At 73.1% G+C, this 12,505-nt stretch carries 16 protein-coding genes; 10 read left to right on the top strand and 6 right to left on the bottom strand.

Features of this window, described 5'->3' with window-relative positions:
* Positions 1-26 precede the first annotated feature (26 nt).
* From trpB to F9C41_RS37160, 3 genes are all read left to right on the top strand, one after another.
* Positions 27-1,184, top strand: coding sequence for a tryptophan synthase subunit beta (gene trpB, locus F9C41_RS37170; RefSeq protein WP_155391659.1), 1,158 nt, complete (start codon positions 27-29; stop codon positions 1,182-1,184).
* Positions 1,181-1,984 carry a tryptophan synthase subunit alpha gene (gene trpA / locus F9C41_RS37165; protein ID WP_155391538.1) on the top strand — a complete coding sequence of 268 codons (804 nt, stop codon included), beginning with the start codon at positions 1,181-1,183 and terminating at the stop codon, positions 1,982-1,984. The genes trpB and trpA overlap by 4 nt, the downstream gene beginning before the upstream one ends.
* Before the next feature lie 151 nt (positions 1,985-2,135).
* Complete coding sequence (locus F9C41_RS37160; protein WP_155391537.1) at positions 2,136-2,885, top strand: GntR family transcriptional regulator; 750 nt, start codon at positions 2,136-2,138, stop codon at positions 2,883-2,885.
* A gap of 51 nt (positions 2,886-2,936) precedes the next feature.
* On the opposite strand, the gene F9C41_RS37155 is transcribed toward F9C41_RS37160, so the two are convergent.
* Positions 2,937-3,308, bottom strand: coding sequence for a MerR family transcriptional regulator (locus F9C41_RS37155; protein ID WP_155391536.1), 372 nt, complete (start codon positions 3,306-3,308; stop codon positions 2,937-2,939).
* A gap of 52 nt (positions 3,309-3,360) precedes the next feature.
* On the opposite strand from F9C41_RS37155, the gene F9C41_RS37150 reads away from it, so the two are divergent.
* Positions 3,361-4,359, top strand: coding sequence for an aldo/keto reductase (locus tag F9C41_RS37150; protein WP_155391535.1), 999 nt, complete (start codon positions 3,361-3,363; stop codon positions 4,357-4,359).
* Positions 4,360-4,511: 152 nt separating this feature from the next.
* On the top strand, positions 4,512-5,312 hold the full coding sequence (locus F9C41_RS37145) for a TIGR02452 family protein (RefSeq protein ID WP_155391534.1): 801 nt from the start codon (positions 4,512-4,514) through the stop codon (positions 5,310-5,312).
* 7 nt (positions 5,313-5,319) lie between these two features.
* On the opposite strand, the gene F9C41_RS37140 is transcribed toward F9C41_RS37145, so the two are convergent.
* From F9C41_RS37140 to F9C41_RS37130, 3 genes are all read right to left on the bottom strand, one after another.
* Positions 5,320-5,556 carry a hypothetical protein gene (locus F9C41_RS37140; RefSeq protein ID WP_155391533.1) on the bottom strand — a complete coding sequence of 79 codons (237 nt, stop codon included), beginning with the start codon at positions 5,554-5,556 and terminating at the stop codon, positions 5,320-5,322.
* A 105-nt stretch (positions 5,557-5,661) separates the two neighbouring features.
* Entirely contained in the window at positions 5,662-6,288 is a 627-nt protein-coding gene (locus F9C41_RS37135) for an aspartate/glutamate racemase family protein (protein WP_155391532.1), read from the bottom strand.
* A 191-nt stretch (positions 6,289-6,479) separates the two neighbouring features.
* Positions 6,480-7,775 (bottom strand): alpha-L-fucosidase, encoded by a 1,296-nt coding sequence (locus F9C41_RS37130; RefSeq protein WP_269059025.1) that lies wholly within the window; start codon positions 7,773-7,775, stop codon positions 6,480-6,482.
* Positions 7,776-7,858: 83 nt separating this feature from the next.
* On the opposite strand from F9C41_RS37130, the gene F9C41_RS37125 reads away from it, so the two are divergent.
* The 5 genes from F9C41_RS37125 to F9C41_RS37105 all read left to right on the top strand — a co-directional run bounded on the left by F9C41_RS37125 (position 7,859) and on the right by F9C41_RS37105 (position 10,586).
* On the top strand, positions 7,859-8,659 hold the full coding sequence (locus tag F9C41_RS37125; RefSeq protein WP_155391530.1) for a helix-turn-helix domain-containing protein: 801 nt from the start codon (positions 7,859-7,861) through the stop codon (positions 8,657-8,659).
* 92 nt (positions 8,660-8,751) lie between these two features.
* A complete protein-coding gene (locus tag F9C41_RS37120; RefSeq protein ID WP_155391529.1) occupies positions 8,752-9,075 on the top strand; it encodes an ArsR/SmtB family transcription factor in 324 nt (107 codons plus the stop codon).
* Positions 9,075-9,296, top strand: a complete 222-nt coding sequence (locus tag F9C41_RS37115) for a hypothetical protein (protein WP_155391528.1) — start codon at positions 9,075-9,077, stop codon at positions 9,294-9,296. The genes F9C41_RS37120 and F9C41_RS37115 overlap by 1 nt, the downstream gene beginning before the upstream one ends.
* An 83-nt stretch (positions 9,297-9,379) precedes the next feature.
* Complete coding sequence (locus F9C41_RS37110) at positions 9,380-10,048, top strand: LysM peptidoglycan-binding domain-containing protein (RefSeq protein WP_155391527.1); 669 nt, start codon at positions 9,380-9,382, stop codon at positions 10,046-10,048.
* Between the two features lie 22 nt (positions 10,049-10,070).
* Positions 10,071-10,586 (top strand): DinB family protein, encoded by a 516-nt coding sequence (locus F9C41_RS37105; RefSeq protein ID WP_155391526.1) that lies wholly within the window; start codon positions 10,071-10,073, stop codon positions 10,584-10,586.
* Between the two features lie 156 nt (positions 10,587-10,742).
* On the opposite strand, the gene F9C41_RS37100 is transcribed toward F9C41_RS37105, so the two are convergent.
* Both F9C41_RS37100 and F9C41_RS37095 read right to left on the bottom strand, forming a co-directional pair.
* Positions 10,743-11,990: a cation:proton antiporter gene (locus tag F9C41_RS37100; protein ID WP_155391525.1), complete on the bottom strand. Its 1,248-nt coding sequence runs from the start codon at positions 11,988-11,990 to the stop codon at positions 10,743-10,745.
* A gap of 5 nt (positions 11,991-11,995) precedes the next feature.
* Complete coding sequence (locus tag F9C41_RS37095) at positions 11,996-12,478, bottom strand: cation:proton antiporter regulatory subunit (RefSeq protein WP_155391524.1); 483 nt, start codon at positions 12,476-12,478, stop codon at positions 11,996-11,998.
* Positions 12,479-12,505: the final 27 nt, after the last annotated feature.

Raw genomic sequence — 12,505 nt, 5'->3', positions numbered from 1 at the left:
CCGCGCTGCTGCCCGCCGCAGGGCTGATGCACGACCCGGGCACCACCGGCCGGTTCGGCGACTTCGGGGGACGCTACGTGCCCGAAGCGCTCATCCCGGCCTGCGCCGAGGTCGAGGAGGCCTTCCGCGCCGCCTGGGCCGACGCGGGCTTCCGGCGCGACCTCGACCGCCTGCTGACCGTGTACGCCGGGCGGCCCACCGCGCTCACCCCGGCCTGGAACCTCTCCGCCGAACTCGGGATCACCGTGCTGCTCAAGCGTGAGGACCTGGCCCACACCGGCAGCCACAAAATCAACAACGTGCTCGGCCAGGCGCTGCTGGCCCGCCGGATGGGCCGCACCCGGCTGCTCGCCGAGACCGGCGCGGGCCAGCACGGCGTGGCCACCGCCACCGCCGCCGCGCTGCTCGGCCTGTCGGCGACCGTGTTCATGGGGCAGAAGGACATGGCCCGCCAGGCGCTCAACGTGCACCGGATGCGCCTGCTCGGCGCGGAGGTGGTCGAGGTCACCGGCGGCAGCCGCACCCTCAAGGACGCCACCAGCGAGGCGATGCGGCACTGGGTGACCTGCGTCGACGAGGCCTACTACTGCCTCGGCTCGGTGATGGGACCGCACCCGTACCCGTGGATGGTGCGCGAGTTCCAGCGCGTCATCGGCGAGGAGGCCCGCGCCCAGTGCGCCGCCGAACTGCCCGCCGCGATCCCCGACTACGTCGTGGCCTGCGTCGGCGGCGGCTCCAACGCCGCGGGCACCTTCGCCGGGTTCGCCGGCACCGCCGCGAAGCTGGTCGGCGTCGAGGCCGCGGGCGGCGCGGCCATCTCGGGCGGCAAGGTCGCGGTCATGCACGGACACCGGTCGTACGCGATCCAGGACGAGCACGGCCAGATCCTGGAGGCCGAGTCGGTCGCCGCGGGCCTGGACTACCCGGGCATCGGCCCCGAGCACGCCCACCTGCACGACCTCGGCCGGGCCCGCTACGTCACCGTCACCGACGACGAGGTGATCGACGCGGTGCGGCGGCTGGCCCGCAGCGAGGGCATCCTGCCCGCGCTGGAGTCGGCGCACGCGATCGCGTGGGTGCTGCGCGCGGCCCGCGACGGCGAGCTGCCACCGGGCGCGACCGTGCTGGTCACCCTGTCCGGCCGCGGCGACAAGGACATGACGACCCTGATGGAGATCTCGTGACCACGACCACCGTCACCGGCACGGCCGTCGGCCCGCGCCTGCGCGAGCGCCGCGACGCCGGACGCAAACTGCTCGTGCCCTACGTGACCGGCGGCGTCAGCGCCGACTGGACCGACTACCTCCGGGCGTACGCCGATGCCGGAGCCGACGCCGTCGAGATCGGACTGCCGTTCTCCGACCCGATGATCGACGGGCCGACCGTGCAGGAAGCCTCCGAGCGGGCCCTGCACCGGGGCGCGACGGTGCGCGGCATCCTCGCCGACCTGCGGGCGGTGCGGGTCGACGTGCCGCTCATCGTGATGACCTACTACCACCTGGTGGCCCGCGAGGGCCATGCGGAGTTCTGCGCGGCGCTGGCCGAGGCCGGGGTGCGCGGCCTGATCGTGCCCGACCTGCCGCTGGACGAGCTGGCCGGGCTGGAGCAGGCCGCGGCCGTGGCGGACGTGGACCTGATCCTGGTCGCCGCGCCCAGCTGTGCGCCGTCGCGGCTGCGGGAGATCGCGACACGCAGCCGCGGCTTCGTCTACGCCATGACCGCCATGGTCACCACCGGGGAACGGGCCGAGCTGCCCGCCTCGGCCGGCGAGTTCGCGACCCGGCTGAGGGCGCACGGCGACCTGCCGGTGGTGCTCGGCTTCGGCATCTCCACGCCCGAGCACGCGGCGGCCGGTGCGCGCGCCGCCGACGGTGTCGTGGTCGGCGCGGCGCTGATGCGGCGACTGCTCGACGGGGCGACACCGGCCGAGGCCGGCGCCCAGGTCCGCGCCCTGCGCGCCGCAATGGACGAGGCCCACGGCTGATACGGCACCGGGGTTCGCCCCCCTTGCGCCGGGCTGCGGCGGCGGTGGCGGCACGCCGCGGGCCGCGCGGGGAACGGCCCACGGCTGACGGGCCGGTGGCGGGATCGCCGATACTGGAGCGATCCCGCCGCCGACCGACAGGAGCCACCGCATGGCCGGCCCCCGCTACCGGGTCATCGCCGCCGACCTCGCCGAGCGCATCCGCGCCGGGGAGTACCCGCCGGGCACCGCGCTGCCCGCGCAGCGTGAGCTGAGCGCGCGCTACGACGTGGCGCTGGCGACGGCCCGGCAGGCTTTGCAGGCCCTGATCGACGACGGGCTGATCGTGGTCGAGGCGGGCCGGGGCACCTTCGTCGCGCCCGCGCGGCCCGCGTACCGGCTGGACACGCTGCGCAGCTTCGTCGACGATCTGCGCGACCAGGGGCACCAGGTCACCACCGAGGTCGTCTCCTGCTCGCAACGCGCCATGCCGGCCTGGGTCGCGCAGCTGTGGGGCGAACGCGTCGACGGCACGGCAAAGGCGCTGCGGCTGGAACGGCTGCGGCTGCTCGACGGCGTGCCCGCGATCCACCAGGTGTCCTGGGTGGACCAGCCGTACGCGCAGCTGGTGCGCGGCGTCGACTTCACCGCCACGGCGCTGTACGCGGCGCTCGCCGACGCCGGCATGGAGATCGCCTCGGCCTCCGAGCGCATCGCCGCCGCCACGCTGGGCGAGGCGGGCGCGGCCCTGCTGCAGCAGAGCGCGGACAGCCCGGTGCTGGTCAGCGACCGGGTGACCCGCACCCGCGACGGCGCGGTCGGCGTCGTCGACCGGGCCGTGCTCGCGGGCGGGCTGATGCAGGTCCGCGCCGAGCGCACCGTGCACCAGGTGTCGGTGCAGTGGGGCGCGCCGCCTCGCTGACCGCGCAGGCCGGCGCCGCTGTCGGCCCGGCGCTCGCCGCCGTCTGCGGTGTCACGCCTGAGCGGCCAGCTCGCGCTCGTAGTAGCGGATCTTCTCGCGCAGGTGCCCGTACTGCCGCTCCAGCAGCGCCATCTGCTCCTCGACCGCCTCGGCGTGGGCGCGCAGCAGCTCGACGCGGTCGGCGACGGTCCGGTCCCCGGTGCGGGCCAGCTCCGCGAAGCGGCACATCTGGTTGATCGGCATGCCGGTGTCGCGCAGGCAGCGCAGCAGCCCGAGCCAGCCCAGGTCGTCATCGGAGAAGACCCGCTGCCCGCCGGGCGTGCGGTCGACCTCGCTGAGCAGGCCGATGCGCTCGTAGTAGCGCAGCGTGTCCAGGCTGAAGCCGCTGCGCCGGGACGTCTCGGAAGGGGTGTAGGCGCTCATTCGACCACGATAGCTTGACCTGGAGCGCGCTCCAGGTGTCAGGCTGGCCCGCATGACGACGACACGGACACTGGGCCGCAGCGGGATCGAGGTCAGCGCGCTCGGCATGGGCTGCTGGGCGATCGGCGGCCCGCTCTGGGGCGACGACGGACAGCCCTTCGGCTGGGGCGAGGTCGACGACGCGGAGTCGATCCGCACCGTGCACGCCGCCCTCGACCTGGGCATCACTCTGTTCGACACCTCCAGCAACTACGGCGCGGGCCACAGCGAGCGGGTGCTCGGCCAGGCCCTTCGCGGGCGGCGGGACAGCGCGGTCATCGCCAGTAAGTTCGGGTACACCGTCGAGGAGCAGACCCGGCTGTCCACCGGCGAGGACGCTTCCGCCGCGTACGCGGTCAGCTGCCTCGACGGCATCCTCGACCGGCTCGGCACCGACCACCTCGACCTCTACCAGCTGCACCTGGGCGGCCTGCCCACCGACCAGGCCCTCGACCTGGTGGAGACCCTTGAACACCTGGTCGCCCAGGGTCGCATCCGGGCATACGGCTGGAGCACCGACGACCCGGAGCGAGCCGCCGCCTTCGCCAAGGCCGGGGCGCACTGCACGGCCGTGCAGTACGACACCTCGGTGCTGAACGACAATGCCGCCATGGTCGACGTGCTGGCCACCTGGGACCTGGCCGGGCTCAACCGCGGTCCGCTCGCGATGGGCCTGCTCACCGGCAAGTACCACGGCGCCGCCGGAGCGCTCGGCGGCGACGACGTGCGGGGCAGGAACCCGGAGTGGCTGCGCTGGTTCACCGACGGTGTGCCGACCCCGGAGTGGGCGCAGCGGGTCGACCGGGTCCGCGCGGCGCTCACCGCCGACGGCCGCACCCTCACCCAGGGCGCGCTGGGCTGGCTGCTCGCCCGCAGCCCGCACAACCTGCCCATCCCCGGCTGCCGCACCGTCGCCCAGGCCGAGGAGAACTTCGCCCCGCTCGCCCGCACCCCGCTGCCCGCCGACGCCTTCGCCGAGGTCGAGTCCCTGCTGGCCGACCTGCGCGGCTGACACCCGTCCGGTGTGCCGCAGCGGGTGCCACCGCTGCGGCACACCGGTCTCACCGCCTTCCACCGGCAGCCTGGCGGGGCGGCAATACGGTTGCCGCGCCTGGCTGCGGCTGTCACCGTTGCCGTCGTGTCGAAGACGGACGGAGTGGGGATATGAGCGGGCGGCTGCGGGAGATCGCACGGCAGACGGTGGAGATCGCGGAGCGCGGCGACTTCCGCAACGCGACGGGCGTGCAGATCGTGATCGGAGCCGCGGTGCGGGCGGCGGTCGCGGGCACCCGCCACCACGAACCGGACGACCAGCTGACCCTGACCGGCGCGCGCAACCCGCAGCCGGTGATCGAGGTGACCCGCGAGTCGACGCTGGCCGCGGCCCGGCGTGCGGGTCCGGAGGCGGCCTGCCTGGTGTTCGCCTCGGCGAAGAACCCGGGCGGCGGCTTCCTCGGCGGCGCGAAGGCGCAGGAGGAGAGCATCGCCCGGGCGTCGGCCCTCTACCCGAGCCTGCTGGCCGCGCCGGACTTCTACGCGTACCACCGCGGGCAGCGCGACCTGCGCTACAGCGACCGGGTGATCTACTCACCGGGCGTGCCGGTCTTCCGGGACGACAAGGGCAACCTGCTCGACGAGGCGTACCGGACCTCGTTTCTGACCTCGGCCGCGCCCAATCTGGGCGCGATCGCCCGCAACCAGGCCGCCGACCTGCCGGACGTGCCCGCGGTCCTGCTGCGCAGGGCGACCCGGGTGCTCGAGGTGGCCGCCGCGCACGGGCATCGCACGCTCGTGCTCGGCGCATGGGGCTGCGGCGTGTTCCGCAACGACCCGGCCGTGGTCGCGCAGGCCTTCGCCGACGCGCTGCACACCGTGGACCGCTTCGACCGGGTCGTCTTCGCGATCTACGACAACCTGCCCGACACCCCGGTGCATGCGGCGTTCGCGCGAGTGTTCGCCGGCTGACCGGCGTTCAGTCCTGCTCCTGGGCCTGGATCTTCTCGCGGATCGAGGCGATCTCGAATCGGTCGGGCACCCGCACCGTGGGCATGCCCTCCATGCCCCAGGTGGAGAAGCACTCGCAGCCGGCCACCGGGCACAGCATGATGCCGCCGTCGGCCGGATCGTCGGCCGTCGTGACGAGCGCGTGCGGATCGAACGGGTGGCCGCACTGGGCACACGTCTCAGGCTGCTCGTGCGGCTGCGTCATGGGCTTCTCCTCCCGTGGCGTCGCCCGGCCGGACAGCGGGCGCACCTCCATTGTCGGCACGCCCCCGCAACCGGCCTAAGACACGCGGCCGGCGGCTGCGAAAGTTCAGAGCGCCGCGGCGGCGCGCAGGCCCAGGCGCGGTGAGGCCAGCACCGCGATGTCTGTCACGCCGCGCTCGGTGACGGGAGCCATCGAGGCCTGGGCGAGCACGACCACGTCGGCGTCGGTGACCCCGGCCAGCGCGGCGGCGACCCGGTCGAGGTAGCCGTCGAGGTCACCGGCCTCGAGGCGGTCCCAGGCGCCGCAGATCATCTGCGCGGACACGGTGACGGGGCGGCCCGCACGGGCGGCCTCCTCCTCGATCAGTGCCGTGGTGGGTGCGAGCGTGGTGGCGAGCGCGGCCAGCACCGTGATGCGCGGCCCGGCGGCCACGGCCGCGGCGGCCATCGGCCGGTCGACGCGCAGCACGGGGATGCCTGCCCGCGCGGCCGCCTGCTCGGCGAGCGCGCCGATGGTGGAGCAGGTGCACAACACGGCCCGCGCGCCGGCCTCCGCGGCGAGGCCGATCTGCTGGGCGACCTGGTCGGCGACGGCCGGCACACCGTGGCGGCGCGCCTCGTCGAGCAGGTGCTCGGCGACGATGTGGTACAGCGTCAGCGTCGGCGCCTCCTCGTTGCGGAGCCGGTCGAAGGTGAGCACGTGGGCCTGCGAGGTGTGCAGGAGAGCCAGCATCGTCGTTCATTTCCGTGCGAGTCGGACATTCGAGGGCGGGCCACCGTAGCACCGGGCGAGCCCCGCCCGTCGCCTCGCGAGACGGCCGTCACAGCATGATCGCGGCCGGTTCGCCGCGCCCGGTGCAGCGGTGGCCGCGCGGCGTGCCGACAGGGAGCCGGCCGCCCGGCCGAAGCCGGGGCGGCCGGTGCTCAGTCGCGGCCCTTGCCCCGGTAGAGGTCCAGTTCGCCGTCCAGCTCGACGGCGACCACCGTGGCGTGCGGGTCCAGATCCGCTGCGGCCGGGGCGTCGAGCCAGGTCACACCCGGCACCTCGCCCAGCCCGCCGGTCACCCGGTGACCGAGTTCGGCGCCGGAGCCCAACACGTACGCCCGCTTGATCGGGGTGCGCAGGCCCTTGAGCGCGATGGTCTCGCCGGGCGCGCCGAAGCAGACCAGGTAGAGGGTGCGCCGGTCGGCGGACAGCGTGCTCGGGCCGTAGTGGTGGCCCGCGGGCAGCCCGGCGACGGTGCCGAACACCGCGGGCTCGTGCCGCGCGATCCACGCGCCCAGGCCCTCCAGCCGCTCGACCTGCTCGGCCGGGATCGTGCCGTCGGCCCGCGGGCCGACGTCGAGCAGCAGGTTGCCGCCCATGCCGATGGTCTCGGTGAAGTAGCGCACCAGCTGGCCCACGGACTTCTGGTTGGTGTCGCTGTGGCGGTAGCCCCACGAGTCGTTGACGGTCAGGCACAGCTCCCACGGCCCGTCCGGCGACTGCATCGGGATGCCCTGCTCCGGGGTCGCATAGTCGCCGTAGGACATCATCCGCGCGTTCAGGACGGTCTCCGGGTTGGCGGCCAGGATCTGCTCGGACAGCTCCCGCATGCGCCACTGCTGCTCGCTGCGCTCCCACTCGCCGTCGAACCAGAGCAGGTCCGGGCGGTAGCGGTCGATCAGCTCGCCGACCTGCCCGTCGCGGTAGGACAGGTAGCGGGTCCAGGCCTGCGGGTCGTCGGGCCTGCCGTCCTGCGGGGCGACCCACTGGCTGTCGTTGACGTGCTGGGCCTCGCCCTGGCTGCGTACCGACGGGTAGTCGGGGTGGTTCCAGTCCGAGTGCGAGTAGTAGAGGCCGACCTTGAGGCCGCGCTCGCGCAGCGCCTGCGCGTACGGGCCGATCAGGTCGCGCCCGGCCGGGGTGTGCTCGACGACGTTGCGGCCGCCCTGCGCGGAGTCCCACAGCGCGATGCCGTCGTGGTGGCGGGCGGTCAGCACCGCGTAGCGCGCGCCGACCCGGGCGAACAGGTCGGCCCAGGCCTTCGGGTCGTAGTTCTCGCCCGCGAAGCCGTCCTGCTGGCGCATGTACTGCTCGTGCGGGACCTCGCCGGCGTAGAAGGCCCACGACTCCGCGGTGCCGTCGACGGCGTAGATCCCCCAGTGGACGAAGATGCCGAGTTTGGCCTCGGCGAACCAGGGCTGCATTGCCACGGTGGTGTGCTCCTTGACTGTCACTTCTGGTCAACGGTGGGTAAGGCTATGGCCCGATCGCCTGGCAGCGCGTGGGTCTTGCTCACCATTACTGGTAGGTTTTCACCATGTCGGCGCAGCTGGAGTCCGGCGGCCGGAGCGTGCGCCTGCACCTGGACACCCCGCCGCAGGTGGCCAACATCGGCGTCGGTGTGCACGGCACGACGGTGGCCCGCGAGTCGTTCCTGCTGCCCGAGCTGTGGCAGCTGCACCTGTACGGCTACCAGGGCGAACTCACCGCGGGCGGGGTCACTTACCCGATCCGTCCGGGACACGTCAGCCTGATCCCGCCCGGGGTCGAGGTGCGCTTCGACTACCGGGGCCGCTCCGAGCACCTCTACGCGCACCTGCGCATCCCGCGTTCGGGCACGCCGCTGTCCGTGCCGGTGATGCAGGACGCCGGACCGTCGGCCGCGGGGCTGTCGACGATGCTGCGCCAGGCGGTGGCGGCCTCGCCGCGCCCGACGAGTCAGTCCGCGGCGGAGGTGTGGGCGGTGCTGTGGCGGGTGGCCCAGCTGCCGCGCGCCGTGCCGGACGCCCGCTCCGGCGAGCCGCACCGGGCGGTCGCCGCGGCGATGGCATACCTGGAGTCGCGGCTGGCCGAGCCGGTGTCGGTGCCGGACATCGCCCGGCACGCGGGGGTCTCGCACAACCACCTGACCCGGCTGTTCCGCGCAGAGACCGGGGACACCGTGGTGGGTTATCTGCGCCGCCGCCGCCTGGCGCGGGCCGAGCACCTGCTGCGCCGCTCGACGCTGTCGATCCCGGCGGTCGCCGCCTCGGTCGGCATCGCCGACCTGCAGGCGTTCAACAAGGCCTGCCGGCGCGAGTTCGGCCTGTCCCCGCGCGCCCTGCGCGCCGCCCGCTGAGCCGGATTCCGCTGTCGTTTATTGCACTCGACAACGCATGCGGGCACATGCTAGTTTTTTCTTGCAGGTGAAAGTCGAAGCTAGGGGGCCTGATGGAGACGTCGCACAACGGCGACGAACTGGCACGGATCCTGGCGACACTGGCCAACCCGCACCGCATGCGTGTCATCGCGGCCCTGGCGCACGAACGCAACTACGTGAGCGCGCTGGCCCGCGAGTTGGGCATCAGCCGGCCGCTGCTGCAGCTGCACCTGGCCAAGCTTGAGGCGGCGGGGCTGGTCACCGCCGCGTTCGAGCTGTCCGCCGACGGCAAGGCCATGAAGTACTACGACACGGTGCCGTTCGCCGTGACGCTCACCCCGCAGAGCATCGCGCTGGCCGCGCGGACGCTCACCACTGAGGAAGGAGACAGCTGATGGGCAACTCGTCCTGGGCCATGAGCATGGGCACGATCTGGATCGTCGGCATGCTGGCCATCTCGATCACCGGCCTGCTGCTGTGGCACCGCAGGCAGGACCAGAAGGCCAAGGCGGCGCAGTCGCCCGCCGCCGACCAGCTCACAGCGATCGCCGCGCAGCTGACCGACCTCCAGGCCCGCGTCGGCAAAATCGAGAAGGTGCTGGCCTCGGTCGACTGACGCCGCAGGCGCCGCCGTGCCGCCTACCATGGGACGTGCGGGACCGGCTCCGGCCGGTCCCCGGCACCAGGGGAGGTGTCGCGGTGGCGCTGCGGCGATGGTCGGCGGTCCGCACCGGGCCGACCGGCGACGGCATCCTGGACCTCGTCGAGCGGTACTACCCCAAGCGCGCCGAGGTCTACGTGACCTCCGGCATGGACGGCGACCACGGCAAGGTCAGCCACCACTACGGGCTGCACCACCGCGGCTCGCCGACCGCCGCGATCGACTTCGGCGTCGGCGCGAACGCGCGGATGGGCCGCGACCTGGCCAGGTGGATCGAGGACGAGTTCGGCGACCTGTGCGTCGAGCTGATCCACACCACGCCGTTCGCCGACGACGACGGTTTCTACGTCAAGAACGGCAAGAAGCTCGCCTCGTACGGCGCGGCCACCGACGCCGCCCACGCCGACCACGTGCACCTGGCCATGTCCGCGGCCCAGGTGGCCAAGGCGCTGGCCCGGCTGGCCGACAAGACCGGCGGCGCGGCCCCAGCGCCCGCCCGCAAGCGCGCGCCGCGCAAGGCGGCCAAGAAGGCGGCCACGCCGAAGAAGTCCCTGCCCGCCGCCGCGTACCACAGGGTGCAGGCAGGGGACACCCTCACCGCGATCGCCGGGCGCTACAAGACGACCGTGCCCGCCCTGGTGAAGCTCAATCCGGTGATCACCGACCCGGACCTGATCCAGATCGATCAGCGGCTGCGGGTCAAATGAGCGCTCCCTTACGCTGTTGACCATGACGTTCCAGCTGCCTGACGCGATCGCCGCGCTGAGCCGTACGCCCGATGTGCTCGACGCCCTGCTCGGCGACCTCGGCGACGGATGGACCCGGCACCGGCCCGCCGACGGCGAGTGGAGCGCGCACGACGTGCTCGGCCACTTCATCCACGGTGAGCGCACCGACTGGATCCCGCGCGCCCGCATCATCCTCGACCACGGCACGTCGACGCCGTTCACGCCGTTCGACCGGGACGGCCACGTCGCGATCGCCGCCGACCGCAGCACCGCCGAGCTGCTCGACCTGTTCCGCACCCTGCGCGCGGAGAACGTCGCCGCGCTGCGCGGGTTCGAGCTGACCGACGACGACTTCGACCGGGAGGGCGCGCACCCGGCCTTCGGCCCGGTCACCCTGGGCCAGCTGCTGGCGACCTGGACCACCCACGACCACGTCCACCTGGGACAGATCACGCAGGCCCTGGCCACCCGCTACACCGCCGAGGTCGGCCCCTGGCACGCCTACCTGTGGGAGTGAACCGGCCCGCCGGCCGGCCGTCGTGCCGCCTGACCTGACAACGCTGGCCTATCTGATCGAGTTCGATCTCGATTCACTCGATCAGATAGGCCAGCGTCTATGAAAATCGTGGCGGGGACGGCGTGCTGTCGAGCCCGCGCCTGCGCGTCGGGTGGGTCAGGCGTGGGCGGCGTCGGGGTCGGTGCCGCGTTGGGTGGGCAGGTGGGCGGGTTCGGGGTGGGTGGCCGTGGCCGCGTCGGAGGTGCGGCGGCGACGGCGGCTGATCCGGTTGATCAGCGGTTCGACGCCGCGGGCGGTGAGCGGGCCGAGCACGGCCAGCATCAGCACGTACGCCGCCGCCAGCGGGCCGAGCTGCGGTTCGATGCCCGCCGCGACGGCCAGACCGGCGATGACGATGTTGAACTCACCGCGCGGCAGCAGCGCCACCCCGGCGCGCAGCCGGCCCGCGACGCTGATGTGCGCCCGTTTGGCGGCCCACCAGCCCGTCGCCATCTTCGTCGCGATGCCGGCCAGCGCCAGCAGGATGGCGATGCCGGCGACCGGCGGCAGCGCCGTCGGGTCGGTCTGCAACCCGAAGAAGACGAAGAACACCGCCGCGAACACGTCGCGCAGGGGCGTGAGCAGCTCCCGTGCGGTGTGCGCGAGCGGCCCGGACAGTGCGATGCCGACCAGGAACGCGCCGACCGCGGCGGAGACCTGCAGCTGCTGGGCGACGCCGGCGACCAGCACGGTCAGGCCGAGCACCTTGAGCAGCAGCACCTCGGAGCTGGGCGAGGCGACGAACTTCTCCACGTACCGGCCGAACTTCAGCGCGATGATGAGGATGACGGTGATGGTGAGGCCCGCGATGCCCAGCGTGGTCAGTCCGGTCGCGAAGCTCGCGCCGGCCAGCATCGCGGTCAGGATCGGCAGGTACATCGCCATGGTCAGGTCTTCGAAGACCAGCAGCGACAGCACGATGGGCACCTCGCGGTTGCCCAGCCAGTTCAGGTCCGCCAGCACCTTCGCCGTGATGCCGGACGAGGTGACGTAGGTGATGCCGCCGAGCGCGACCGCGGCGACCGGTCCCCAGCCCAGCAGGAACGCGACGATGACGCCGGGCGCGGAGTTCAGGACCAGGTCGACCAGGCCGGCCGGGGCGTTGTGGCGCAGCGTGCTGACCAGTTCGGGCGCGGTGTACTCCAGGCCCATGGTGAACAGCAGCAGGATGACGCCGATCTCGGCGCCGGTGGCGGCGAAGTCGCCCGCCTCGTCGATGGGCAGCAGCCCGCCCTTGCCGAAGGCGAGGCCGGCGAGCAGGTAGAGAGGGATGGGGGAGATGCCGACCCGCAGCGACACCGCGCCGAGCAGGCCCAGGGCGAGGATGACCGCGCCGATTTCGATCAGTACGAGGGCTCCGTGCATACGCGTCAGCCGTTGTTGAGGATGTCGGTGACCGCGTCGGTGCCCTCGGCCGTGCCCACCGCGACGGCGAGGTCGCCGGGGTGGAACACGAAGTCGGGGCGGGGGCTGGCGAGGATCTCGCCGCCGCGGATGACCGCGACGATGGACGCGCCCGTGCGCGTGCGGGCCTGGGTGTCGCCGAGGGTGCGCCCGTCGAACGGGGAGCCCGCGATGACGGGCACCTGCACGGTCAGCAGGCCGACGACCTGGCGGCGCAGATCGGCCAGGCGCTCCACGATCCGGGAGGTGCCCAGCAGTTCGGCGACGCCGTTGGCCTCGTCGGTGTTGAGCGACAACGTCGCCACGGCGGTATCGGGATCGTCAGGGTGGTAGATCACGATGTCCCGCCGGCCCGAGACGTGCGACACCACTGCCGCGTGCTGTCCCCGTTTGGTCTGGAACTCGTGCCGCAACCCGATGCCCGGTAACGCGGTGCGCTCGACGTCCAAGGCTCAACCTCCTGTGCGTGATCGACT

Source organism: Catellatospora paridis (assembly GCF_009720365.1).
In the GTDB taxonomy this organism is placed as follows: Bacteria; Actinomycetota; Actinomycetes; order Mycobacteriales; family Micromonosporaceae; genus Catellatospora; species Catellatospora paridis.
The sequence above is the reverse complement of the archived record's forward strand: the minus strand, read 5'-3'. Positions and strand labels throughout refer to the sequence as shown.

Bases quoted from the DNA above. Each gene is read 5' to 3' on its own strand.
- trpB (WP_155391659.1), top strand. From the start codon at position 27: ATGCACGACCCGGGCACCACCGGCCGGTTCGGCGACTTCGGGGGACGC.
- F9C41_RS37160 (WP_155391537.1), top strand. From the start codon at position 2,136: ATGGCCGGCCCCCGCTACCGGGTCATCGCCGCCGACCTCGCCGAGCGC.
- F9C41_RS37155 (WP_155391536.1), bottom strand. From the start codon at position 3,308: ATGAGCGCCTACACCCCTTCCGAGACGTCCCGGCGCAGCGGCTTCAGC.
- F9C41_RS37150 (WP_155391535.1), top strand. From the start codon at position 3,361: ATGACGACGACACGGACACTGGGCCGCAGCGGGATCGAGGTCAGCGCG.
- F9C41_RS37145 (WP_155391534.1), top strand. From the start codon at position 4,512: ATGAGCGGGCGGCTGCGGGAGATCGCACGGCAGACGGTGGAGATCGCG.
- F9C41_RS37140 (WP_155391533.1), bottom strand. From the start codon at position 5,556: ATGACGCAGCCGCACGAGCAGCCTGAGACGTGTGCCCAGTGCGGCCAC.
- F9C41_RS37135 (WP_155391532.1), bottom strand. From the start codon at position 6,288: ATGCTGGCTCTCCTGCACACCTCGCAGGCCCACGTGCTCACCTTCGAC.
- F9C41_RS37125 (WP_155391530.1), top strand. From the start codon at position 7,859: ATGTCGGCGCAGCTGGAGTCCGGCGGCCGGAGCGTGCGCCTGCACCTG.
- F9C41_RS37120 (WP_155391529.1), top strand. From the start codon at position 8,752: ATGGAGACGTCGCACAACGGCGACGAACTGGCACGGATCCTGGCGACA.
- F9C41_RS37115 (WP_155391528.1), top strand. From the start codon at position 9,075: ATGGGCAACTCGTCCTGGGCCATGAGCATGGGCACGATCTGGATCGTC.
- F9C41_RS37105 (WP_155391526.1), top strand. From the start codon at position 10,071: ATGACGTTCCAGCTGCCTGACGCGATCGCCGCGCTGAGCCGTACGCCC.
- F9C41_RS37100 (WP_155391525.1), bottom strand. From the start codon at position 11,990: ATGCACGGAGCCCTCGTACTGATCGAAATCGGCGCGGTCATCCTCGCC.